The organism is Capnocytophaga sp. oral taxon 903, from assembly GCF_013394785.1.
GTDB lineage: Bacteria > Bacteroidota > Bacteroidia > Flavobacteriales > Flavobacteriaceae > Capnocytophaga > Capnocytophaga ochracea.
In genome coordinates, this window is record NZ_JABXYW010000002.1 from 1,950,926 (window position 1) to 1,974,327 (window position 23,402).

Sequence of the window (23,402 nt, forward strand, 5' to 3'; positions counted from 1 at the left end):
TATTAGTTGTTAATTGTTTGTCGTTAGTTTTGTAAAGTTGGCTTTCAGAGTTCCTACGTTGCCTACTCTGTCTTTGGCGTTTACAATGAGTTCGTATCTATTGGTTTGGGTAGTATCAATATCGCTGAAATGAAAGGTGAGGCATCGATTTTTAGGTTCATATTCAAAAAGAATCCACTGTCCATTTAGGGTGGCAGAACAAGATTCAAATCCGGTAAGATTATCGCTTACTAAAATCTTGAGAGTATTACCTTTCACAATGCCTCCGTTCCTAAAATTCACTGCTTTAAGAGTGGGCGGAATAGTATCCTTACGCAAATAGAACTTTCCTAAGTTACGCGATTTGGCTGTAAACACACCATCTTTATAGACCGTTGGTTCATAGCCCCCGTTCGAACGAGCTATAAATACCTTAGAAGTATCTTCATTGGCATAAGTATCACTTTTGATAGTTACAGTAAAGAACTTTTGAGCAGGAATGAAGGAACTACCTACGGTTAAAGTATCCTTAGTGCTAGTAATATTCATCAAATAGTCTTTATAAAAAGTATCTTCGGGGAAGTATACACTTCCGTATTCCATTTCGTAATAATTATCACGAGTAGCAACTACTTGCTTATTGCCTTTAGGTTCTGGTCGAACTGTTTTTAAAGGCTCTCGTTTGCCTTCTATAGGAATATTGATTTTAGTAGTATTCCCTTTAAAATCTTCTGCAATAATAGATACGGTGTATTGTTTACCTTCTTCAATAGTAAGATAACCTTTATTAGGTTTTAAGGTAGGATATACTGATTCGAGTTTGTTGTTAGGCAATTTGTACAAAAGCTGTACAAACCCTTTGTGTTGTGCATATCGTTCGTAGTCTATAAGTGCATTAAGGTAACGTGTTTCGTCATAGTTTACTTTATCAAAGACAGTTTCTAACTGGGTCTCTCCGTTGAGAAGTAAACTCACCTTGTAGATACCATTGCGGTGCATTGTTTCATCTTGACGGTCATAGCCCAAAATACCAAAACCTATGGTGCCAATAGCATTAACTTTTTCGGTGAGGTAAGTGCCGTCTATCTGTTTATTTTTATTGAGCTGGCGTGGCAACTGTGTGTTATCTACTTGTGCATCATTACTTAGTGAATAAGCATATACAAGCAATACATCAGGAGGAGTGGTGTCTTGTATTTCTTGAAAACCAAAAAGCAGAGGGTTCCAACCGTTATTGTGAATATCGCGTACCTCGAAATGCAAGTGTGGCCCCCTACTTCCGCCTGTATTACCACTGAGAGCTATCCAATCGCCTTTTTTTACGACAAATTGTTTTTCGGGAAGAAGTATATCAATATCATAGCTTTGCTTTTCGTATTGTTTTTGCTTTACGTAAGCTTCTATTTCAGGGGCGTACTTTTGTAAATGCCCATAAGTAGTTACGTAACCATTAGGGTGGGTGATAAACAACATTTTGCCATAACTGTAAGGACTTACTTTGATACGAGACACATAGCCATCTTCGGCAGCAAACACCTGTAGTCCTTCACGACCTTCGGTTTTTAGGTCGATGCCACCGTGAAAGTGGTTGGGACGCAATTCAGCAAAATTACCTGCGAGCAAAGGTTTAGTGTTGAGAGGCATTGCGACCTGGAAAGACTGAGCTTCTAAGGTAAGAGGTAAGAGGTAAGAGGTAAAAAGTAAAAGATTGGATAATAAGCAAGCGATAAGTTTTTTCATTGTTTCCGTTTAAAATATTTTGCTTTTGTAAAAACGGCGCAAAAGTAAGAATAATTTGTTAATTAGCCAATTTGTAGATTAGTAAATTAGCAATTTTTTGTTAGTGGTTAGATATTTTAGGTATGAAAAAAACTTTGCCAAAGTTCTATGGCTTTGGCAAAGTTCGTGTGATAAGATTTCTTAAAGCGTGCTGATGTTCAAAATCTTTTAAATCAAGAGTAGCACCTATTTCTAAGAGGTGTAAGCGACGGTGGTCATCTTTGAATTTGCGTTTAGCCGCTTCTTTATCAATTTTAATTACAGGGAAAGTGTCGTAATGCACGCCCAACACATTGCCTACTTCTACAAAACGAGCCGCTGTAAGAGCATCGCGAACCCCCATTGTATAGTTGTTGCCGATAGGAAAAATAGCTAAATTCACCTTGTATTGGTGAGGAATAATTTTCATATCGTAATGAAGAGCTGTGTCTCCTGAAATGTAGATAGTATTATCGTTGTAATCAATCAAGAAACCAGCAGGATTGCCTCCATAAGAGCCATCGGGGAAGGAAGATGAGTGTTCTGCCTTAATCATCTTTATTTTTATCTTGCCATCTACGAAGCGGTGAGAGCCTCCGAGGTTCATTGCGTGACCACTAAGCCCTAATTTTTCGTAATGAGCGAGAATTTCGGGATTGGTAATTAGTTGAGCGCCTGTACGTTTAGCAATAGCTCCTACATCGGCAATATGGTCGCCGTGGGCGTGGGTAATGAGAATGTAATCCGCTTTGATAGAGTTTATATCAATGTGTGAAGCCAAAGGGTTAGGCGTAATAAATGGGTCGACGAGGAAATGAGTGCCATCAATGTCTATATTCACGCAAGCGTGACCTAAGTAAGTTACTTTCATAGTTGTTTTATTTATTTGTTGTTTAAGGCTACAAATGTATAGATAAAAAACAAATAAAGCAAATAAATTTCAGTTTTTATTTTAATGCCACTTCCACAACCAAGTAGAATTTTTAAAATTAGTAAATAATCCTTACTTTTGCATTTTAAACTGAAAAGAATGAAAAATACGTATATATTAGCTATAGAATCTTCTTGCGATGACACTTCTGCCTCAGTACTTTGCAATGATAAAGTGCTTTCTAATGAGGTAGCAAATCAAGAAGTTCATAAACAATTTGGTGGGGTAGTACCCGAACTAGCTTCGCGCGCTCACCTGCAAAACATAGTGCCCGTAGTGGCTCAAGCACTCAAAAAAGCGGGAGTAAGCAAAGAAGAGCTTTCGGCTATTGCCTTTACAAGAGGGCCAGGCTTAATGGGGTCGTTATTAGTCGGTACATCGTTTGCTAAATCAATGGCAATGGGGCTGAACATCCCACTTATTGAAGTGAACCATATGCAGGCACATATTTTGGCACATTTTATAAATGAAGGTCAGCCGAAACCAGAGTTTCCTTTTCTCGCGATGACTATCAGCGGAGGGCATACCCAAATTGTGAAGGTAAACAGCTTTTTTGATATGGAAGTATTAGGTGAAACTCTTGACGATGCAGTAGGGGAGGCGTTCGACAAAACCGCTAAAATATTAGGACTTCCTTACCCTGGCGGGCCTCTCATTGATAAATACGCCCAAGAAGGTAATCCTAAAGCCTTTACCTTCTCCAAACCTAAAATATCTGGTCTTAACTTCAGTTTTTCGGGACTTAAAACAGGTATTCTCTATTTCGTACAGAAAAACACTGAGGAAAATCCTAATTTCATAACTGAACATTTAGCCGATATTTGCGCTTCAGTACAACACACTATTGTGGAAATACTGATGAGCAAACTCAAAAAAGCTGTAAAAGAAACAGGTATCAAGCAAGTGGCTATTGGGGGAGGGGTATCGGCTAATTCGGGTATTCGCAATGCCCTCACAGCTTTAGGACAGCAGTACGGTTGGCAAACCTTTGTGCCTAAATTTCAGTATTGTACCGATAATGCAGCGATGATAGGCATCGTAGGATACCACAAGTTTTTGGAAAGAAATTTTGTAGCACAAGAAGTAACTGCCCAAGCGCGACTTTCTTTTAATTAGCAGATTTGTTAATTTATTTTGAAACATTCAAAATAAATTCGTACTTTTGTCTCCTAAATTATAAAAACCATTGAAAAGATGAAGACAGAAACATCATTAAATGAAAAACAAGGGCACTGGATTCTCGCCAAGCTCGGCAAGAAAGTGTTACGCCCAGGAGGAAGAGTACTCAGCGAATGGTTAGTGAAAAACTTAGAGATTACCTCCAAAGATGATATTGTAGAGTTTGCCCCAGGCTTAGGATTCACGGCTAATATAGCTTGTTCTTATAAGCCTTTCAGCTATACGGGAGTAGATATGAATGAAGCAGCCGCTACTTTGGCTAAAAAGAATATTCACTATGAAAATGCGCGTGTGATTGTAGCTGATGCTGCAGCTTCTACACTTCCCGATGCTTTTGCTAATAAAGTGTATGGAGAGGCAATGCTCACAATGCAACCTCTTGAACACAAAAAAGCTATTATAGCAGAGGCTTTTAGGATACTCAAACCAGGAGGTTATTACGCTATTCACGAATTAGGTTTACAGCCAGACAATGTGAGCGACGAGGTGAAAAACGATGTTTTTAAAGAACTAAGTGCCAATATACGTGTACACGCACGCCCTATGACCCCCAGTGAGTGGAAAGCTCTTTTTGAAGAGCAAGGTTTTAAGGTGGTGAAAGAACAGCACAACGCAATGCTCCTACTTGAAAACAAGCGTGTATGGCAAGATGAGGGGATATTCCGCACGCTTAAATTCTTCTTCAATCTCTTCACCCACCCCGATTTGCGCAAACGCGTGATGAATATGAAGAAAACGTTTAGAAAACACCAAAAGAACTTAGATGCTATTGCTCTTGTTGTTCAAAAACCCCTTTAAACGATTTTACAAAAAAGCTCATATCTTTATAGGAATTCTCCTGTAAAAATATGAGCTAAAAAAAGTAACAAATAAAAATAATTTTCTTCGCTTTATTGATCTTTTACAATTACGAGTTGTGCTTTTGAGCCTGTTGCTAAATCCCAACGGTTGCGTATAATGGTGTTGCCTTTGTCGTCTAGCACCATAAACTCGGCGGTATTAGGTCCTGATTCACCTTGGTTGAGCGCCAAAAACTCTACTTTGTTGAAGCCAGGTTTCAATTCTACTTTAAAACCTCTGAACTCTCCAAGGAGAAAAATATCGCGAACTTCTTCTACTCCATTCACATATAAACTCACTCGATCGCCATCAATAGCTGCGAAGTCGCGACAATATACATTTACAAACTTTCCATTATTGGTGAAGTCGCCAAAGAATTGGTCGCCTTTTGGAGCTTCGTAATCTTCCCGTTTATGGTCGTTGAGTACCTCATAATTAGGTTTGAACTCTATTTTACGCTGTACCAAATTACTCTTTCCCGTAAAATCAATGCTCTTTTCAGGCATCTTCATCCAGGGGTTATTCTCTTTTTTAGGAGCTACCCGCAGATTGATGAGACTACCTTTGTACTCTATCTCAGGTGATTTTTCTAACGGAATGACTACCTTCTCATCTTTTTTACGTGTTTCAAAAGGTTGAGCTTGAGCTACTAATCCCCCTAATAAAAGTAATATGTATAGACATAAATGTTTCATATTGTTTGAGCATTTACTTTTTTATAGCGATAACTATGCCAAATTTGCTATTTTGCCAATTGTTTTATACTTTTGCGCTTCATTATAAAGTATTTTTTTATGAAAAACATTACATTATTTGTAGCGCTGTGTGCTTCTTTTGTAGCAACAGCACAAGACGACCTAATCAGATCGGTAGCAGGAAATCAATCGGCTAATGCTGGATTTCAGTTTACTACCATTATTAACCTCGAACGCACCGACGTGAAAGACCAAGGTAGTAGTGGCACTTGCTGGAGCTATGCAGGGGCTTCGTTTATAGAAAGTGAGATGAAGCGTATGGGTAAAAAGCCTATTGACCTTGCTGAAATCTACACTGCTCGCAACTGCTATATCGAAAAAGCTAAACAATATGTGCGTATGCACGGCAATTTAGATTACGGACAAGGAGGTGAACTCCACGATGTAATCAATATGTACGCCAAATATGGTGCTGTACCTCAAAATGTTTATACAGGCTTGCACTATGGTACTACTCGCAATGATTTTGGTGAACTGTACGCTATCTTACAAGGCTTTTTAAAAGGAATGATAAGAAATGGTGAAAAGAAGAAAAAACTCACCCCTAACTGGCTACCTGCTTTCACAGCTACTATCGATGCCTATTTAGGTGCAGTGCCCGAAAGTTTTATGTATGAAGGTAAAAAGTACACTCCTCAGAGCTTTGCTAAAGAGCGCGTAGGTATCAATCCTGCCGACTATATAGAAATGGTATCGTATGCCGACCAGCCTAAATACCAAAACGTATTTATGGCAGTACCCGATAACTGGAGCTTTGATTATGCTTACAATATCGCAATGACCGACCTTACAAAAACCATTGACAACGCTCTTAAAAAAGGTTATACTGTAGCGTGGGCAGCCGATGTGAGTGAGCGTTATTTCAGTTGGAAAAACGGAGTGGCTTTTGTGCCTGAAAAAGAAGTGAGTGAGATGAGTAACGAGGAAGCCTTGTATCTTTTTTCTAATCCTCCTACTGCCGAGAGAACCATCACCCCCGAGATGCGTCAGCGTGATTTTGATAACTATCAAACCACCGATGATCACGCAATGCACATCGTAGGGCTTGCCAAAGACCAAAACGGACGTGAGTACTACATCGTGAAAAACTCTTGGGGATTGCGCAACGACTATGAGGGCTACTTATATGTAACTAAAGCCTTTGTAGAGTTTAAAACTACTGCAATTATGCTTCACAAAGGAGGAGTGCCGAAAGAGGTGCTTTCAGGTAAGAGATAAGAAGTTAATACTAAAAATTGTTCATTATTTATTGCTAATTAATAAATTGTTTCGTATCTTTGCCGAATAGTTACCAAATCATTCTCGTATGAACTTACACGAATACCAAGGAAAGGAAATCCTTTCGAGTTTTGGGGTACGCGTACAACGTGGTATCGTTGCTCACACCCCTACCGAAGCCGTAGAGGCTGCTAAACAACTCACCGAAGCCACTAATACTCAGTGGTACGTGGTAAAAGCACAAGTACACGCCGGAGGGCGTGGAAAAGGCGGTGGCATTAAGTTAGCTAAAGGTTTAGACCAAGTAGAGCCTATAGCTTCTCAAATTATAGGTATGCAACTCGTTACCCCTCAAACGCCACCCTCAGGGAAAAAAGTACATCAAGTGCTTATAGCCGAAGATGTATATTACCCTGGAGAAAGCGAACCCAAAGAGTTCTATATGTCGGTACTATTGAACCGTGCCAAAGGTAAAAATATGATTATGTATTCTACCGAAGGCGGAATGGATATTGAGGCAGTAGCCGAAAAAACACCTCACCTTATCTTCACCGAAGAAATCGACCCTGCCGTAGGGCTCTTGCCTTTCCAGGCTCGCCAGATTGCTTTCAACTTAGGAGTTACTGGTGACGCTCAAAAAGAAATGGTGAAGTTCGTAACAGCACTCTACAATGCTTATGTATCTTCTGATGCTAGCTTGTTTGAAATTAACCCTGTTCTAAAAACTTCTGATAATAAAATAATGGCAGTAGATGCCAAAGTAACTCTTGATGACAATGCGCTTTTCCGTCACCCTGAGTATGTGGCTTATCGGGACATACGGGAGGAAAACCCAGTAGAAGTAGAAGCTAAAGCAGTTGGGCTCAACTATGTAGCTCTTGATGGCAACGTAGGCTGTATGGTAAACGGTGCCGGACTCGCAATGGCTACGATGGACTTGATTAAACAAGCGGGTGGTTCACCTGCTAACTTCCTTGATGTAGGAGGTACCGCCGATGCCAAACGCGTAGAAGCTGCTTTCCGCATAATCCTCAAAGACCCTAATGTAAAGGCTATCCTTATCAATATCTTTGGTGGTATTGTGCGTTGCGACCGTGTAGCACAAGGGGTAGTAGATGCCTACCAAAATATGGGCGACGCTATCAAAGTGCCTATTATCGTGCGCTTGCAGGGTACGAATGCCGAGCTTGCTAAAGAAATATTAGACAATTCAGGCTTAGCCGTTCATTCAGCAATCCTATTCCAAGAAGCCGCTGATAAAGTAAAAGAAGTATTACAATAAACAACAGATAATCATTTTAGCTTTTCTGTTTTGAGGTTTATTTTTAGGAAAATATTCTAAATTCATATCGGTATACAATTTTTATTATTAAAAATTTGTGTACCGATATTATTTTTCATATCTTTGCGCCCAATTAAAATTTCAATAAAAATATATGAAATCAAACGTATTAGGTTATCCTCGTATCGGTGAAAAACGAGAACTTAAAAAAGCCAATGAGTCTTTCTGGGCTGGTAAAATATCAGAAGAAGAACTCCTTGCTGTGGCTGAAAATATTCGTGTTCATAACTGGACACTACAAAGAGAAGCAGGGGTAGACTTGATCCCTTCTAACGACTTTTCTTTCTATGACCAAATGCTTGACTTTTCGTTTACAGTAAGCGCTATTCCTGAGCGTTTTACACCAATTAAACATTTGCGTGATTTAGAACGTTATTACGCTTTAGCACGTGGCTATCAAAAAAATGGTATCGATATTACCGCTATGGAAATGACCAAATGGTTTGATACCAATTACCACTATATCGTACCCGAATTTACTAAAGACCAATCTTTCAAAATTCTTGTAAACAAACCTTTGCAAGAGTATAACTTGGCTAAAAAACACGGTTTCGACACTAAGCCTGTACTTATCGGCTTGGTAACTTACTTGCTTCTCGGTAAAGAAAAAGAACAAGGATTCCACCGCTTAGACTTGGCTGAGCGTCTATTGCCTGTGTATGTACAAATCCTACAAAGTTTGGTAGATGCAGGTGCTAAAACTATTCAAATAGATGAGCCTTACTTAGTTCTCGACCTTCCTGAAGGTGCTGCTGATGTATACAAAAAAGTATATACCGAACTAAGGAGCAAATTCCCTACTACCGAATTTATCCTCACTACCTACTTCGGAGCTTTGGATAACAATACCGAATTAGCTGTTTCATTGCCTTTCAACGTATTGCACATCGACTTAGTGCGCGCAGCGGCTCAGCTTGACAAAGTACTCAAAGCACTTCCTGCCAATAAAAAACTATCGCTTGGAGTAGTAGACGGACGTAATATTTGGAAAAATAACTTCGAACACTCATTAGCATTGATTGAGAAAGCCAAAGAAGCTATCGGGGCTGACCGCCTATTGATAGCTACTTCTTGCTCATTATTGCACTCTCCTTGCAATCTCGAACTCGAAAACAACGAGAAAGTGCTTACCCCTGAAATCAAACAATGGTTGGCTTTTGCTAAACAAAAAGTAAAAGAAGTAACTACTTTGCAAGCCCTTGCAACAGGTCACGTAACCCCTGAGGTAAAAGCCGTTTTTGAAGAAAACAAAAAAGCAGCTGAAACTCGTAAAACTTCACCGCTTATCCACGACAACAAAGTGAAAGAACGCGTGAACAACATCACTGCTAAAGACGATGTGCGCCACAGTCCGTTCAATGAACGTAAAGTAGCACAACACAAAGCGTTGAACTTACCTCTTTTCCCTACAACTACTATTGGGTCATTCCCTCAAACCGATGAGGTACGCAGCTGGCGTGCTCGCTTCAAAAAAGGAGAACTCACTCAAGCCGAATACGACAAGCTATTGGAAAAAGAAATTGAAGAGTCTATCCGTTTCCAAGAAGATACCAATATAGATGTACTTGTACACGGAGAGTTTGAACGCAACGATATGGTGGAATACTTTGGTGAATTGCTCAAAGGATACACCTTCACTAAATTCGGTTGGGTACAAAGCTATGGTTCACGTTGCGTAAAACCACCGATTATCTTTGGTGATATTTCACGCCCTGAACCAATGACTGTACGCTGGAGCAAATACGCACAATCGCTTACTAAATTGCCAGTAAAAGGTATGCTTACAGGACCTGTAACTATCTTGCAATGGTCGTTCGTACGTGATGATCAACCTCGTTCTCAAACTTGTTTACAAATAGCCTTGGCTATCCGTGATGAAGTAGTAGACCTCGAAAAAGCGGGCATCAAAGTCATTCAGATTGACGAACCAGCTATCCGCGAAGGATTGCCATTGCGCAAAAGCGAGTGGAAAGCCTACTTCGATTGGGCAATCAAAGCGTTCCGCATTTCTGCCTCAGGTGTGAAAGACGAAACACAAATCCACACCCATATGTGCTATTCCGAGTTCAACGATATGATTGAAGCTATCGCCGATATGGACGCCGATGTGATTACCATAGAATGCTCACGTTCACAAATGGAACTCCTCGATGTATTTGGCGACTTCAAATATCCTAACGAAATAGGACCTGGAGTATACGATATTCACTCACCACGCGTACCTTCACAAGAAGAAATGACCAACTTGATGAAGAAAGCCATTTCGGTAGTGCCAAAAGAGCAATTGTGGGTAAACCCCGACTGCGGACTCAAAACGCGTCACTGGCCAGAAACCAAGGCAGCTCTTCACGCAATGGTCGATACCGCTAAAGAACTTCGCAATCTTTATAAATAAGAAATAAGAAGTAATAAATAAAAAAAGCAATGCGCAGAAGAAGTGCATTGCTTTTTTGTTGTTTCTCACATACTTTGCCAAAGTTGGTAACACATTTTTTTGTCAAAAAAAATTCCTTTATTTTGTAGGAATGATATTTTTTTGTACATTTGCCTCATTAAACCAAAATAACTATTATAAGAGGTACTAACTTGTATAGTTTTTAAAACAGTATTATAAAATAACATATAGCGTTTCGCTTTACAGTTTCCTAATTTCTGAAAACGACCAATTTTTTTAGATGTAAATAGGAAAGTAAAAGTGGAAATGCCTGCGGTTACGTGGGCATTCCTTTTGCTTATTTACATCAGCCTTTGGTCGGGCTTCAGAAATTGAGCAATAAGGAATGTTCCCACGTTTTTTTATTGCTCTGTTATAGTGAAACCTACTTAAAAGGCGGTAACCGAAAAGCCTGAACAGAGTAGGTATAAACTTAATTTTATGTAACAATAGCAATGAAAAACAAAAACAAAAACGTAGTGTGGGCGACCTTTCGCACTGCTACACAGCTAGTAGCCATTATGGCAGTAATTTTAGTAACCCTTATCGCTTGTGTTAAAAGCGACAGTGGAGGAAGTGTACAAAACAAGGATTTGATTGGCACTTGGAAATTAGAAAGTATGACTATTGATGGAAAAAGCATAGAGGATTTTTTTTCTGATAATGGAAAAGAAGTGTCAGTTTCTTCAAAAAAATGCCGAAATAACTCTACCGTTACTTTCTTAGAAAAAGAAGGAGTATCAAATACTTGTGATGATAGCCACCCAAATAATAAAAAAGAATGTAAATGTGAGTCTATACCATTTATCTATACAATATCTGGTAATACAATTGCTTTAAAATCAACAAAAGGGGCTGATTCTAGAACATTTTCTATAATAGGGAATAAACTGACTTTTAGTTACTCAAGAGAAGATGAAAAAGGTAAAAAGCATACTTTAGTAGAAACCTATATAAAGCAGTAAACTTCCCGTATCATTACCTTAGAAACTTATTTAAGGAATAAAAAGAGCAAAGCACTTTAACGCGCTTTGCTCTTTTTTAATCTGCTAACTCCAAAAATCTTAACTTACTCTGTTGTAGTTTTTTCAGGTAATTCATTATGTTCTTCGCGTTTAAATACAAAAGTATCGTAGTAAGTATTGAAAAACTGTACAAACATAACCGCACCTTGTCGGTCTTTGTAGACTTCTACTAACAAATCCCCATCTTTATTAGGAGCTATGCGTATTCTATCAATATCTACTCCTAAATAAATAGGAATAAACGGATAGATTCTAAACCTATTATACCGTTGCCAAAAATTCTTCTTCTGTTTGCCTTTAAAACCAGCTACCATTCTCACAGTAGTCGTGCTATCCTTTACTTTTTGGTAACTCACGTACAGCGAATCTGCTTTTACTTGCAGTTTAAACCTACTTAAAGGTAGCGCTGTTTCTTGGTATTCTTTGGGCAGTAGCGGAAAGAACAAGGGAGCTTGCTTTTCCATAGGCTCAGAATACACATAATACGTCCCTTCATTAAGGGTCTTAATAGCAGCTTCATCCATAAGAGCTGTCATTTTAGGGCGCTGTACTGTTTTACACGAAAACAGCAATAACGATAGTAAAACAAAAGTAATGGTTCTCATATAAAATTATTATTAATCATTCACCATTTATCATTCACCACTAATCATTCACCATTAATCATCAGTTTCTCTCTTTTAGCATCGGTACAAACTGAAAAGTCCCGTGCGTAGTCTTGTGAAATTCTTTTTCCGAAATGCGCTCGTAAAGCGTCATTGTTTGAGTTTCTTCTCCTATCGGAATTACTAAACGTCCTCCTACCGCCAATTGTGCAAGCAACGCTTTCGGTACATAAGGAGCGCCTGCCGTTACCAAAATGCGGTCAAAAGGCGCTTCGTTAGGAATCCCTTTATAACCGTCGCCAAAGTACATATGCACAGTACGATTCATTAGTTTGGGGAGTAGTTTTTGTGTTTGCTTAAAGAGTTTCTGTTGTCGCTCAATAGTGTAAAGCTGTACCCCTAAATATAGCAGTACACTAGCTTGATAGCCACTGCCCGTACCTATCTCCAATACTTTTTGTCGAGGTGATACTTGTAGCAATTCCGTTTGGAAAGCTACGGTATAGGGTTGAGAGATAGTTTGCCCTTCCTCTATCGGGAAAGCCTTATCTTGGTAAGCGTGGTCTTCAAAACTGCTATCCATAAACAAATGGCGTGGTATCGTGCGAATAGCCTCCAATACACGCTTGTCCTTTATGCCTTTTTCTCTCAATAAATCAGCTAATTGATTCCGTAATCCTTTGTGTTTTAATGTGTCTTTCAGCGGTAGCATCTTCTTGTATTTTCGGGTACAAAATTCAACCTTTTTTTTCAACTAAAAAAGTATTTGTGTTATTTTTTTGCTAAAAAGTTGATTAGTTTAAAAATTATTTATACTTTTGTGGCGGAAAAAACTAAATTAGGAAAGAGATGAAGCGTTTAAAACGTAACTTGCATTTCATCTTTGTCTTCCTTTTAGCTACGGCTTGCAGAGTGAGCGATACCTCCTCTGAAGCCACTCAAGTAGTGAAAGTTGAAGATAGATATGAAATGACACTACCTAACTCTCTTACCAGCCAAAATAATCTTTATGAAGAAGCCTCTCTGCAATATGGCAACGGTAAGTCCGAGCTTTTTGTTGCAGTAATCGATGAAGACCGCAAGGAGCTTAATGAGGTACTTTACCAAGTGTTAAAGGACTCTTTGCATATTAAAAACAAAAAAGCCTTTGTTAAATCCTTCGGATTAAAGGACTATTTTAGCATCTGCAAAAAAGGTTGGGCAGAAGCCAAGATGATGCGCCCTACTGATAAACAAATTACCGAAACTACCATTAATAAATATCCTGCTGTAGTAGTTGAAACTACCGAAACCGTCAATGGTATCGGAGTCTTTTACGTGGTGGCTATTGTCGAAACTAAAAAGACCTACTACCAAGTTTTTACCTGGACGTTAGCTAGCAAAAAAGAAAAGAATTACCAGCAGATGAAGGACATTATCAATTCCCTAAAAGAATTATAAATACTTATCTAATGACTATTAATGTAGCCCTTGCCAGCTTTGGTATGAGTGGACGGGTATTTCACGCCCCTTTCATAGCACAACACCCACAGTATCACCTCTATGCGATAGTAGAACGCCATCGTTCCGATTCGCACGCTCTATATCCTGGTGCTAAACTTTATCGCTCAGTGAACGAAATGCTACAAGACCCTGCGGTAGATTTGGTAGTGGTCAATACCCCCGTGCAAACCCATTATGAGTATGCCAAAGAAGCGTTATTAGCAAATAAGAATGTATTAGTAGAAAAGCCTTTTACGGTTACTGTCGAGCAGGCTGAAGAACTCAATACATTGGCTACAAAACAAGGCAAGCTACTTTCCGTTTACCAAAATAGGCGTTATGATGGCGATTATTTAAAGGTAAGAGAAATAGTAAACAGTGGTGTACTGGGCGAACTTAAAGAAGTAGAAATCCGCTTCGACCGTTTCCGAAGTGAAATTAGTGCCAAGGCTCATAAGGAAACTCCCGAACGTGGGGGAGGGGCTCTCTACGATTTAGGAGCACATCTCATAGACCAAGCGCTCCAGCTATTCGGTACTCCTAAAAACGTGTATGCCGATTTGGGTTACCTTCGCAAAGGTACTCAAACCGACGATTATTTTGAACTGATTTTCTTTTACGAAAACGAACTACGCGTCCGCCTTAAATCCACTACCTATGCTTTGGAACGCCAATGGGAGTACACCTTGCACGGCACTAAGGGTTCCTTCCTTCAACAGCGGTTCGACGGACAAGAAAATGCCTTAGTAGCGGGCACTATCCCTTCAGCCTCTCAGTGGTTGCCTTTTGTTGCCGAGCCTAATGGCATTCTCCATACACTTGAAAAACGTTTGTTTACCACTGCCCAACACGGTAACTATTGGCTTTTTTATAACGACCTTTACCAAGCTTTAACACGCAAAGGTACCAATCCCGTACCTGCCACTCAAGTCGTTGAAATTATCAAAATTATTAGTCAATTTAGCCAATAACACAATCTGCTAATTCTCTAATTTTCTAATTTGCAAATTACAACCTTCCTTGCAAGAATTTCTTTACTTTCTTCACATCATACCCCTTCCCCGATTCTAAATCTTCACTTTTTTGAGTGAAAAGCACATCTCCTTTTTCATTGAGAATCAAAAAAGAGGGATAACCATATTGTGCACCAGGGTTTCCGTACTTTTTAAAAGCCTTTTCATTCTTGTTTTCAGGTGAGAAGTTTAGGTGATAAAAAATATATTTCTTATCCAAAATACTTTTCAGTTCAGGCGTAGTAGTCACCAAATGGTTAAAGCGCAAGCACCACACACACCAATTCCCACCTATTTGCACCAACACTTTTTTGTGTTCTTTTTTAGCTTGTTTTAGCAGTTGTGTAATACGTGCATCACCGTCTTCCTCAGGGTGATAAGGTTGTTCATAACCAGCGCGTTCTTTACTTATTTCCTCACTGTTTTGAGACCAAAGAGCAGTACCTCCCCAGCAGAGGAGTGCTATAAAAAAGTATTTCTTCATAAAAACCAAATCTTTTGAAAATATATAATTACAAAAAAAGTGCCAAGATATTTCAAGAGCTACATTGAGGCTGTTCCAAAAGTCTTAAATTGCATTTGCGTCGCTACACTTTGCCAAAGTTGCCTGTGTGGCTCGCACCTTTGGAAAAGTTGATTACCTTGATAATCAAATTCTTTTAGTTACATTGTAGAGGCGATAGGCAAATCGCCTTCACAAAACAAAACTTTTCGGACAAGCTCCATATCCCTACATTTTCAGAATAAACATTACTAAATTTCCTCTTTTCAATAGATTTTATCTATCACAAATGGCTCTTATAAACATCTAATATATAGGTTATTAATAATGTTCCTTCGTCTTTTGTTCGTCTTAGCTTCGTCTTAGCTTCGTCTTAGGTTCGCTTTAGCTTCGGTCAAACTCCCTCTAAAATGGCTCTTTTTTCCTCATTTCTCATAGATAATATCTATATAAAGAAAACTATCCGCTTAATGAGTTGATATTTTTTTAATATCATAACTATTTTACAGTTTCATTTTTTATTGATTTTTAAGATTTCCATAAGGTCAGATATTCCTTTTTTATTCTGAATTCTCATTTGCTAATTTTCTAATTAGCTAATTCCCAAATTACTAATACATTATCTTAAAAATATTTCATAAAAAGTATGGTTATTCCAAAACAAAACATTACCTTTGCCTATCATTAATGAAAAATAAACGAAACAATTGCTTTTTATGGATAAGTATTCTTTTTTGAATGCCGCAAGTACGGCTTATTTTGGTGATTTATATGATAAATATCTCGAAAACCCCGATGCGGTAGAACCCAGTTGGCGCGCTTTCTTTCAAGGTTTCGATTTTGCTCAAGAGCAATACAGTACTCCGGTAGAAGAAGCAGTACCTGTAATGGTACAACAAGTGGTGGGTAACGAAAACCCTGCGCTTCCCGAAACTGTCAAGAAAGAGTTTGCCGTGCTTAACCTCATCAATGGGTATCGCACTTACGGTCACTTATTCGCACAAATTAATCCGCTACGTCCTCGTGAGCCATATACACCTACTTTGGCTATCGAAAACTACGGGCTTACGACGGCTGACCTTAATACTACCTTCGATGCTGCCCGTGAAATAGGCTTAGCTCCCTCGCCTTTAAGTGCAATTATTGAGGCGTTGAATACTACTTATTGTAAGTCGATAGGGGTAGAATATCAGTATATTCACAATCCCCAAGAACGCGATTGGTTCACCAAACGATTACAGCAAAATCACAATAAACCTCAGTTTTCTAAGGAAGAAAAACTGCAAATCCTTAACAAACTTAATGAAGCCACTTCTTTTGAGAACTTCCTTCATACTAAGTATGTAGGTCAAAAACGCTTTTCGCTTGAAGGCAACGATGCGCTCATCGCAGGTCTCGACTTTATGGTGGAAGCTGCTGCCGAGCAAGGTGTAAAACACGTAGTACTCGGTATGGCGCACCGTGGGCGATTAAATGTATTAGCCAATGTGTTCGGCAAGAATCCAAAGGATATCTTTTCCGAGTTCGACGGTAAGGATTACGAAATGGACGATTGGTTCGACGGTGATGTGAAATACCACTTGGGCATCACCACCCAACGCACTACTCGTGCCGGAAAAACCGTAGATATGAATTTGGTACCTAACCCTTCGCACCTCGAAGCTGTAAATGCGGTCGTAGGAGGTATTACTCGTGCGAAACAAGACCATTATTGTCAAGGGAATTTCCGACAAGCCTTGCCTATCATCATTCACGGTGATGCTGCTGTGTCAGGGCAGGGTATCGTCTACGAAACGGTGCAGATGTGTGGCTTGAGAGGCTTCACCAATGCGGGTACCGTGCATATAGTGATTAACAACCAAGTAGGGTTCACTGCTAATTTTGCCGACTCGCGTTCGTCGTTGTACTGTACCGATATTGCAAAGATGAACGATTCGCCTGTGCTTCACGTAAATGCCGACGATGCCGAAGCCGTAGTGCGCACTTTTCTCTTGGCAATCGATTACCGCCAAGCCTTTGGCAAAGACGTGTATATCAATCTCTTTGGCTATCGCAAATACGGTCATAATGAGGGCGATGAACCGCGTTTTACGCAACCTCTTTTGTACAAAATTATAAGTAAGCACGACAATCCCCGCAATATTTACGCACAGAAGCTAATCGAAGAAGGGCTCATACAGCAAAGTTATGTTGCCGAGATAGAGAACGCTTATAAAGCTACTCTTGATGCCGACCTCGAAGCATCTCGTCGCGAACCACTTACGATATTAAAGCCCTTTATGCAAACCGAATGGCAAGGCTTTGAAATAGCATCGCCAAAACAAATGTTACAAAAGGTAGATACGACTATTAGCAAAGGAAAACTCGACACAATAGCCAAGGCACTTACTGAATTGCCTGCTGATAAACCTTTTATCAGTAAGGTGAAAAAGATTGTAGCCGACCGTAAAGAGGCATATGCACACAACCATATCGATTGGGGAATGGCAGAGCTCTTGGCGTATGGTTCACTCCTTACTGAGGGCTACGATGTACGTATTACTGGGGAAGATGTGCAACGCGGTACATTCTCGCACCGTCACGCGGTACTCAAAACAGAAGATACCGAAGAAGAAATATGCTTCTTGCAAGACCTCAAAGCCAAACAATTGGCAACAGGTACTTTCCATATCTACAATTCGCTGTTATCCGAATATGGGGTCTTGGGCTATGAGTACGGTTATGCAATGGCAAGTCCGCGCACGCTCACCATATGGGAAGCACAGTTCGGCGACTTCTCCAATGGCGCGCAAATAATGATTGACCAGTATATCTGTTGTGGTGAAGACAAATGGAAAGTGCAAGACGGATTGGTAATGTTACTCCCTCACGGTTATGAAGGACAAGGAGCTGAGCACTCTTCAGCGCGCATAGAACGCTATTTGCAACTCTGTGCTGAGAACAATATGTATGTAGCCAATTGTACTACCCCCGCTAACTTTTTCCACCTATTCCGTCGCCAAATGAAGACTACTTTCCGTAAGCCGTTGGTAATATTCACTCCTAAAAGCTTATTGCGTCACCCCCAAGTGATTTCAACTGTAGAAGACTTAGCTGGCGGACAGTTCCAAGAGGTGTTAGACGACCCTATCGCTAAAACTCAAAAAGTAAAACGCGTAGTATTTTGCTCTGGTCGCTATTACTACGACCTCTATGCCGAACGCGAAAAACTTGGCAGAGACGATATAGCCTTAGTGCGCATCGAGCAGTTGTTCCCGCTACCGCTAACACAGCTCAAAACCATTATAGCGAAGTACAAACACGCCACCGACTTTATTTGGGCGCAAGAAGAACCTAAAAATATGGGCGCTTATGGTTATATGTTAATGAACTTCGATTTGGTAAAATGGCGTTATGTAGGTACTCCCGCCTATGCAGCCCCTGCCTCTGGTAGCCATACCCGTGACCGCAAACGCCACAACAAAGCTATCGCAACTGTATTTGAATAATAAAAAACTAAAAATACCAATTGATATGAAACGAATTATTACATTACTATTACTGATAACCACTTATGCGCTATCAGCCCAAAAAACAGTTACCAAAATTGTGTCACGAGAACAGAATTCACCCTTGTATGTAGTGAATGGCGTTCTGATAGACGATAATAAGGTAAGTAGTATCTTTTTAAACGCAATTGATCCTAATGATATTGAGAATATCAACGTACTTAAAAGCGCACTTAAAGATCCTTCTGCTACTGTTTTATGTAGCAGTAAAGCCGAAAAAGGAGTGGTTATCATTACTTTGAAGAAAAGCAAAGACACTTCTAAGAAAGATAACCTATCAGGAATAGAAAATCCTAATAAAGCTTTTCCTCTGGTTGTTGTCAATGATGTAGAGTTTTCAGATCCTGAAGTAGGAAAGCTTTTTATGAACAATGTCAGCCCTAAAAGAGTAGAGAGCATCGTAGTGCTAAAAGACAAAAAAGCTACTGAAAAATACGGTGAGAAAGCTAAAAACGGAGTGATTTTAGTTACTCTAAAAGGAAATCCTGAAAAGTTAGATATACCACCTTATGAACCTAAGTCGTAGTACGACGAGCTATTCGTCGCAAACTTTGGTAAAGTTCAACCCCTATGGGGAATGCAGCTTTCTAACACATAACACCTAAAAAAATGAGTCGAACTTTTTACATTAAAAACACACAAACACCTGAAGAAATGACTCCTCAGCAATTGCTCGACCTCCAGCGTGAGGGATTTGTACAATACTCTATTGATGATAACGACGAGCATTACTCCCAAGTGATGAACGCACCGCTCAGTGATTGGGGCTATATGCTGATGGGACAAGAAGGTATTAGCGGTCGTGGTTTTGAGGTCTCTTACGACACCGAAACCCAAGACTACGGTGTGCGCGTCTTTACTCCTAGTACCGAAGCCGATTGGTTAGGTGCGTATGAGTTTATTGGCAAAGTAGCCACCACATTGGGTAGCAAAGTAGTTGATGAAGAAGGAGAAGTTTATGAACCTAATGCCATTACGTACGATTATAGAAACGATATTAAATTTGGTATCAAATGTTATGAAGGTGAGAAAGGAGGATCTTATCTGTTCGGTGTCTACCGTCCTATATGTTTGTCAGACGAAATGATAAACGAGTTATTAGCTGCCGAAGATAAGGTTAAAGCCTTTAGTCAGCTCATAGAAAAACAACTATATGAGCACCCTGATGCATATATTGCACGTCAGCAGTTTTTTAGAAATGACAAAGGAGAGGTGATGGGAGCTTATGCCCTTACAGAGGGCGTTCCTACTATCTTGCCATATGAATATCCACCTTTTGTAGATTTCACCCAAGTAAACCTCAGTCAAGATGATATAAAGTTATGGCGCATTAGTTTGGTAGTTATCAACGGCGATGAAAACGACCCTGATGCTTATGAGGTACTCGATGGACTCGATTACCAAACCTTTTTAGAGCGATTGCCTCAAGAGAAAATACAAAAACTCGATGGTCACTATATGCTTATAACCCTCAACCGACAAGAACTTGAAACTCTCTTGCAAAATGATAAACAAGAACGCAAAGGATTCTTAGCAAAATTGAAAAACTTTTTAACGACGAAATAACTAATACCTAACACCTAAAACTAAACGATATGTTGGAAATGAAAGTCCCTTCACCTGGGGAATCTATCACTGAAGTAGAAATAGCCCGTTGGCTTGTAAAAACAGGTGATTATGTAACCAAAGACCAAGCTGTTGCCGAAGTGGATTCGGATAAGGCAACCCTCGAACTTCCCGCTGAAGCCAGTGGAGTTATTACACTGCAAGCCGAAGAAGGCGAAGCTGTAAAAGTAGGACAAGTGGTATGCTTGATTGATACTAAAGCAAAAGCACCAGCAGGAGCTTCATCAGCAGGTACTTTACCATCACAACCAGTCAAACAGGAAGCTCCTGTGGCACCCAAATCTACAGCTTCCGCACCTTCCACAGCTCCAATAGCACCTGCCTCTTCTGCAAAGCAAGTTCCAAGTCCTGCAGCTCGTAAAATATTAGCAGAACGCGAGATTCCTGCATCAGCAGTAGTGGGTACAGGCAAAGGAGGTCGGATTACCAAAGAAGATGCACTTAAAGCCTCCAAACCTTCGATGGGAACTCCTACGGGTGGCGTGCGCAAAGAAGTGCGTACTAAGATGAGTATGTTGCGCCGCAAAGTAGCCGAACGCTTGGTGAGTGCTAAGAATGAAACCGCTATGCTCACTACCTTCAATGAGGTGGATATGACGGCTATTTATGATTTGCGCGCCAAATATAAGGACGCTTTCAAAGAGCGCCATAATGTGAGTCTCGGCTTTATGTCGTTCTTTACTTTAGCCGTCGTGCGCGCCCTTAAACTCTTCCCCGATGTCAATTCGATGATTGACGGACAAGAGAAGGTAACTTACGATTTCTGCGACATCTCTATAGCCGTTTCAGGTCCTAAAGGCTTGATGGTTCCCGTGATTCGCAATGCCGAGAACCTTTCGTTTAGAGGTGTGGAAGCCGAAGTAAAACGCTTAGCCACCCGCGCTCGAGATGGACAAATTACGGTAGATGAAATGACTGGTGGTACTTTTACGATTACTAATGGGGGCGTGTTTGGCTCTATGCTTTCTACCCCTATCATCAATCCGCCACAATCAGGGATTTTGGGTATGCACAACATTGTAGAGCGTCCTATCGTGCGCAACGGACAGATAGTGATTGCTCCTGTAATGTATGTCGCTCTTTCATACGACCACCGTATCATCGATGGGCGTGAATCAGTAGGATTTTTAGTAGCTGTAAAAGAAGCTCTCGAAAATCCTGTAGAAATTCTAATGAATGGCAATCCTAAACAAGCTCTTGAGCTCTAAGGAATTAGAGAAAAAGATATAGAAAACTCCCTGTAAAACTATTAGCTTTACAGGGAGTTTTAATAATTAGTAAATTATGAATCAGTTACTTCACAAAAGCAACGGCTTTCATTTCTTCAATAAAACGCAGAGCGAGTTCATCGGCTTTTGCTTGACTTTTAGCTTCAGTGTAAATGCGAATAATAGGTTCAGTATTAGATTTTCGCAAGTGTACCCAGCTTTGAGGAAAATCAATCTTTAAGCCATCGATAGTATTGATTTGCTCGTGTGCGTACTTCTTTTGCATTTCACGTAGGATATTATCGGGGTTAATGTCTTTGGTAAGTTGTATTTTGTTCTTGCTCATATAATAAGCAGGATAACTATTGCGCAAGGTCTTTACACTGCATTTTCTTTCAGCAAGTAAGGAAAGGAATAATGCTACACCTACCAAAGCGTCACGACCATAGTGTAGTTCAGGATAGATAATACCTCCATTGCCTTCACCACCTATGATTGCGTGCACTTCCTTCATTTTAGCAACTACGTTTACCTCACCTACAGCTCCTGCTGCATACTGTACTCCGTGTTTTTCGGCTATATCTCTCAATGCACGAGAAGAAGAGAGGTTAGAGACTACATTTCCTTTGGTTTTTCCTAAAATATAATCGGCGCAAGCAACCAAAGTATATTCTTCGCCGAACATTTCACCTTCTTCCGTAATAAAAGCTAATCTATCTACATCGGGGTCTACTACGATACCAAAATCAGCTTTTTCTTCAAGTACTTTTTTACAGATGTCTCCCAAATGTTCTTTTAAAGGTTCGGGGTTATGAGGAAAATGTCCGTTTGGTTCACAATACAAACGAACTACTTCTACGCCAAAACGTTCTAATAACTTTGGAATTGCAATACCTCCTGTGGAGTTCACCGCATCAACAACCACTTTGAATTTACAATTGCGTATGGCTTCGATAGTGGAAGATGTTAGCAACCCTAACACTGCCTCAATATGTTTTTGAATATAGGTATTATCGTGAGAAATGCTTCCTAAAGCTTCTACGTCAGCAAAAACCACCTTGTTCTCTTGAGCGATGGTCAGAATTCTTTCACCTTCTTTAGCACTGAGGAACTCTCCCTTATTATTGAGAAGTTTTAGGGCGTTCCACTGTTTAGGATTATGACTTGCAGTGAGAATAATGCCCCCATCGGCTTTTTCCATTGTAACAGCTACTTCGACGGTAGGAGTTGTACTTAGCCCGATATCCACTACATTAATACCTAATCCTACAAGGGTGTATTGTACTAAGTTCTGTATCATTTCGCCCGAAATACGTGCGTCTCTTCCTACAACTACCTTTATATTTGCTTTGTTGAGGTTTTCTTTGAGCCACGTACCATAAGCGGCAGCGAATTTTACGGCATCGATAGGGGTTAGATTTTCATCGGGTACACCTCCAATAGTACCACGAATACCTGAGATTGATTTGATTAATGACATAATTTTAGTGATTATACTCTCTTCAAAAGATAATGATAACATAGAAGAGAGAGTGTTTTTTCGCGACAAAAATAGGATAAAAAAATGATATATAAAAATTTGAAATCATAAAGATTAATGGTTAATGGTTAGTGATTAATGGTTAAATTAAAGAAGGCTTATGGGATAAACGAACAACAGGCGAATAAAGAATGGTTCTACAGTGGGTTTACAGTGGGTCTACAGTGGGTCTACAGTGGGTCTACAGTGGGTCTACAGTGGGTCTACAGTGGGTCTACAGTGGGTCTACAATGAATAAAAGACGGTACGACCTGCACGGGCAGATAGAGAAAAGACGAACAATGAACGAAGAAAAGACGAACAATGAACGAACAATGAACGAAGAAAGAACGAAGAAAGAACGAAGAAAGAACGAAGAAAGAACGAAGAAAGAACGAAGAAAAGACGAACAATGAACGAACAATGAACGAACAATGA

20 protein-coding genes are annotated in these 23,402 nt (G+C 39.9%); 13 read left to right on the forward strand and 7 right to left on the reverse strand.

What is annotated here, in order from left to right; all coding sequences use genetic code 11:
• Positions 1-9: 9 nt before the first annotated feature.
• On the reverse strand, positions 10-1,719 hold the full coding sequence (locus tag HW279_RS08125; RefSeq protein WP_178958602.1) for a M23 family metallopeptidase: 1,710 nt from the start codon (positions 1,717-1,719) through the stop codon (positions 10-12).
• 145 nt (positions 1,720-1,864) lie between these two features.
• Positions 1,865-2,608 (reverse strand): metal-dependent hydrolase, encoded by a 744-nt coding sequence (locus tag HW279_RS08130; RefSeq protein ID WP_178958603.1) that lies wholly within the window; start codon positions 2,606-2,608, stop codon positions 1,865-1,867.
• Positions 2,609-2,767: 159 nt separating this feature from the next.
• Here HW279_RS08130 and tsaD point away from each other — a divergent pair, with 159 nt between their 5' ends.
• Together tsaD and HW279_RS08140 are read left to right on the forward strand one after the other, a co-directional pair.
• A complete protein-coding gene (gene tsaD / locus HW279_RS08135; RefSeq protein ID WP_178958604.1) occupies positions 2,768-3,784 on the forward strand; it encodes a tRNA (adenosine(37)-N6)-threonylcarbamoyltransferase complex transferase subunit TsaD in 1,017 nt (338 codons plus the stop codon).
• A gap of 78 nt (positions 3,785-3,862) precedes the next feature.
• Entirely contained in the window at positions 3,863-4,645 is a 783-nt protein-coding gene (locus tag HW279_RS08140) for a class I SAM-dependent methyltransferase (RefSeq protein WP_178958605.1), read from the forward strand.
• A gap of 92 nt (positions 4,646-4,737) precedes the next feature.
• On the opposite strand, the gene HW279_RS08145 is transcribed toward HW279_RS08140, so the two are convergent.
• Entirely contained in the window at positions 4,738-5,382 is a 645-nt protein-coding gene (locus HW279_RS08145) for a hypothetical protein (protein WP_178958606.1), read from the reverse strand.
• Between the two features lie 99 nt (positions 5,383-5,481).
• Here HW279_RS08145 and HW279_RS08150 point away from each other — a divergent pair, with 99 nt between their 5' ends.
• The 4 genes from HW279_RS08150 (at position 5,482) to HW279_RS08165 (ending at position 11,401) form a co-directional block, all read left to right on the forward strand.
• Positions 5,482-6,660, forward strand: coding sequence for an aminopeptidase C (locus HW279_RS08150; protein ID WP_178958607.1), 1,179 nt, complete (start codon positions 5,482-5,484; stop codon positions 6,658-6,660).
• Between the two features lie 88 nt (positions 6,661-6,748).
• Positions 6,749-7,942, forward strand: a complete 1,194-nt coding sequence (gene sucC, locus HW279_RS08155) for an ADP-forming succinate--CoA ligase subunit beta (protein ID WP_178958608.1) — start codon at positions 6,749-6,751, stop codon at positions 7,940-7,942.
• A 154-nt stretch (positions 7,943-8,096) separates the two neighbouring features.
• Positions 8,097-10,397 carry a 5-methyltetrahydropteroyltriglutamate--homocysteine S-methyltransferase gene (gene metE / locus HW279_RS08160; protein WP_178958609.1) on the forward strand — a complete coding sequence of 767 codons (2,301 nt, stop codon included), beginning with the start codon at positions 8,097-8,099 and terminating at the stop codon, positions 10,395-10,397.
• Between the two features lie 494 nt (positions 10,398-10,891).
• The gene (locus tag HW279_RS08165; protein WP_178958610.1) at positions 10,892-11,401 is read left to right on the forward strand and encodes a lipocalin family protein; all 510 of its coding nucleotides are present in this window, start codon (positions 10,892-10,894) and stop codon (positions 11,399-11,401) included.
• A 104-nt stretch (positions 11,402-11,505) separates the two neighbouring features.
• Here the strand turns inward: HW279_RS08165 and HW279_RS08170 are convergent, their stop codons facing one another.
• Together HW279_RS08170 and HW279_RS08175 are read right to left on the reverse strand one after the other, a co-directional pair.
• Positions 11,506-12,066, reverse strand: a complete 561-nt coding sequence (locus HW279_RS08170; protein WP_002671498.1) for a hypothetical protein — start codon at positions 12,064-12,066, stop codon at positions 11,506-11,508.
• 61 nt (positions 12,067-12,127) lie between these two features.
• Positions 12,128-12,778 (reverse strand): protein-L-isoaspartate(D-aspartate) O-methyltransferase, encoded by a 651-nt coding sequence (locus tag HW279_RS08175; RefSeq protein ID WP_002671501.1) that lies wholly within the window; start codon positions 12,776-12,778, stop codon positions 12,128-12,130.
• Between the two features lie 137 nt (positions 12,779-12,915).
• On the opposite strand from HW279_RS08175, the gene HW279_RS08180 reads away from it, so the two are divergent.
• Entirely contained in the window at positions 12,916-13,506 is a 591-nt protein-coding gene (locus tag HW279_RS08180; RefSeq protein WP_002671504.1) for a hypothetical protein, read from the forward strand.
• Between the two features lie 11 nt (positions 13,507-13,517).
• The gene (locus HW279_RS08185) at positions 13,518-14,519 is read left to right on the forward strand and encodes a Gfo/Idh/MocA family oxidoreductase (protein WP_178958611.1); all 1,002 of its coding nucleotides are present in this window, start codon (positions 13,518-13,520) and stop codon (positions 14,517-14,519) included.
• A gap of 37 nt (positions 14,520-14,556) precedes the next feature.
• Here HW279_RS08185 and HW279_RS08190 read toward each other — a convergent pair whose 3' ends face one another.
• The gene (locus HW279_RS08190) at positions 14,557-15,045 is read right to left on the reverse strand and encodes a thioredoxin family protein (RefSeq protein ID WP_009411346.1); all 489 of its coding nucleotides are present in this window, start codon (positions 15,043-15,045) and stop codon (positions 14,557-14,559) included.
• Positions 15,046-15,779: 734 nt separating this feature from the next.
• Here HW279_RS08190 and HW279_RS08195 point away from each other — a divergent pair.
• The 4 genes from HW279_RS08195 (at position 15,780) to odhB (ending at position 21,445) form a co-directional block, all read left to right on the forward strand.
• The gene (locus HW279_RS08195; protein WP_178958612.1) at positions 15,780-18,551 is read left to right on the forward strand and encodes a 2-oxoglutarate dehydrogenase E1 component; all 2,772 of its coding nucleotides are present in this window, start codon (positions 15,780-15,782) and stop codon (positions 18,549-18,551) included.
• Between the two features lie 25 nt (positions 18,552-18,576).
• Positions 18,577-19,137, forward strand: a complete 561-nt coding sequence (locus tag HW279_RS08200) for a TonB-dependent receptor plug domain-containing protein (RefSeq protein WP_178958613.1) — start codon at positions 18,577-18,579, stop codon at positions 19,135-19,137.
• Between the two features lie 83 nt (positions 19,138-19,220).
• Positions 19,221-20,177, forward strand: coding sequence for a DUF4299 domain-containing protein (locus HW279_RS08205; protein WP_178958614.1), 957 nt, complete (start codon positions 19,221-19,223; stop codon positions 20,175-20,177).
• A gap of 29 nt (positions 20,178-20,206) precedes the next feature.
• Complete coding sequence (gene odhB / locus HW279_RS08210; RefSeq protein WP_178958615.1) at positions 20,207-21,445, forward strand: 2-oxoglutarate dehydrogenase complex dihydrolipoyllysine-residue succinyltransferase; 1,239 nt, start codon at positions 20,207-20,209, stop codon at positions 21,443-21,445.
• Between the two features lie 85 nt (positions 21,446-21,530).
• On the opposite strand, the gene glmM is transcribed toward odhB, so the two are convergent.
• Complete coding sequence (gene glmM, locus HW279_RS08215; RefSeq protein ID WP_178958616.1) at positions 21,531-22,925, reverse strand: phosphoglucosamine mutase; 1,395 nt, start codon at positions 22,923-22,925, stop codon at positions 21,531-21,533.
• A gap of 290 nt (positions 22,926-23,215) precedes the next feature.
• Here glmM and HW279_RS08220 point away from each other — a divergent pair, with 290 nt between their 5' ends.
• Positions 23,216-23,380, forward strand: a complete 165-nt coding sequence (locus tag HW279_RS08220; RefSeq protein ID WP_178958617.1) for a hypothetical protein — start codon at positions 23,216-23,218, stop codon at positions 23,378-23,380.
• Positions 23,381-23,402: the final 22 nt, after the last annotated feature.

Coding starts and splice junctions, on each gene's coding strand:
- HW279_RS08190 (WP_009411346.1), bottom strand. CDS start 15,045: ATGAAGAAATACTTTTTTATAGCACTCCTCTGCTGGGGAGGTACTGCT.
- HW279_RS08145 (WP_178958606.1), bottom strand. CDS start 5,382: ATGAAACATTTATGTCTATACATATTACTTTTATTAGGGGGATTAGTA.
- HW279_RS08170 (WP_002671498.1), bottom strand. CDS start 12,066: ATGAGAACCATTACTTTTGTTTTACTATCGTTATTGCTGTTTTCGTGT.
- sucC (WP_178958608.1), top strand. CDS start 6,749: ATGAACTTACACGAATACCAAGGAAAGGAAATCCTTTCGAGTTTTGGG.
- HW279_RS08180 (WP_002671504.1), top strand. CDS start 12,916: ATGAAGCGTTTAAAACGTAACTTGCATTTCATCTTTGTCTTCCTTTTA.
- HW279_RS08220 (WP_178958617.1), top strand. CDS start 23,216: ATGAATAAAAGACGGTACGACCTGCACGGGCAGATAGAGAAAAGACGA.
- odhB (WP_178958615.1), top strand. CDS start 20,207: ATGTTGGAAATGAAAGTCCCTTCACCTGGGGAATCTATCACTGAAGTA.
- HW279_RS08175 (WP_002671501.1), bottom strand. CDS start 12,778: ATGCTACCGCTGAAAGACACATTAAAACACAAAGGATTACGGAATCAA.
- HW279_RS08185 (WP_178958611.1), top strand. CDS start 13,518: ATGACTATTAATGTAGCCCTTGCCAGCTTTGGTATGAGTGGACGGGTA.
- HW279_RS08150 (WP_178958607.1), top strand. CDS start 5,482: ATGAAAAACATTACATTATTTGTAGCGCTGTGTGCTTCTTTTGTAGCA.
- metE (WP_178958609.1), top strand. CDS start 8,097: ATGAAATCAAACGTATTAGGTTATCCTCGTATCGGTGAAAAACGAGAA.
- HW279_RS08130 (WP_178958603.1), bottom strand. CDS start 2,608: ATGAAAGTAACTTACTTAGGTCACGCTTGCGTGAATATAGACATTGAT.
- glmM (WP_178958616.1), bottom strand. CDS start 22,925: ATGTCATTAATCAAATCAATCTCAGGTATTCGTGGTACTATTGGAGGT.
- HW279_RS08205 (WP_178958614.1), top strand. CDS start 19,221: ATGAGTCGAACTTTTTACATTAAAAACACACAAACACCTGAAGAAATG.
- HW279_RS08195 (WP_178958612.1), top strand. CDS start 15,780: ATGGATAAGTATTCTTTTTTGAATGCCGCAAGTACGGCTTATTTTGGT.
- HW279_RS08200 (WP_178958613.1), top strand. CDS start 18,577: ATGAAACGAATTATTACATTACTATTACTGATAACCACTTATGCGCTA.
- tsaD (WP_178958604.1), top strand. CDS start 2,768: ATGAAAAATACGTATATATTAGCTATAGAATCTTCTTGCGATGACACT.
- HW279_RS08165 (WP_178958610.1), top strand. CDS start 10,892: ATGAAAAACAAAAACAAAAACGTAGTGTGGGCGACCTTTCGCACTGCT.
- HW279_RS08140 (WP_178958605.1), top strand. CDS start 3,863: ATGAAGACAGAAACATCATTAAATGAAAAACAAGGGCACTGGATTCTC.
- HW279_RS08125 (WP_178958602.1), bottom strand. CDS start 1,719: ATGAAAAAACTTATCGCTTGCTTATTATCCAATCTTTTACTTTTTACC.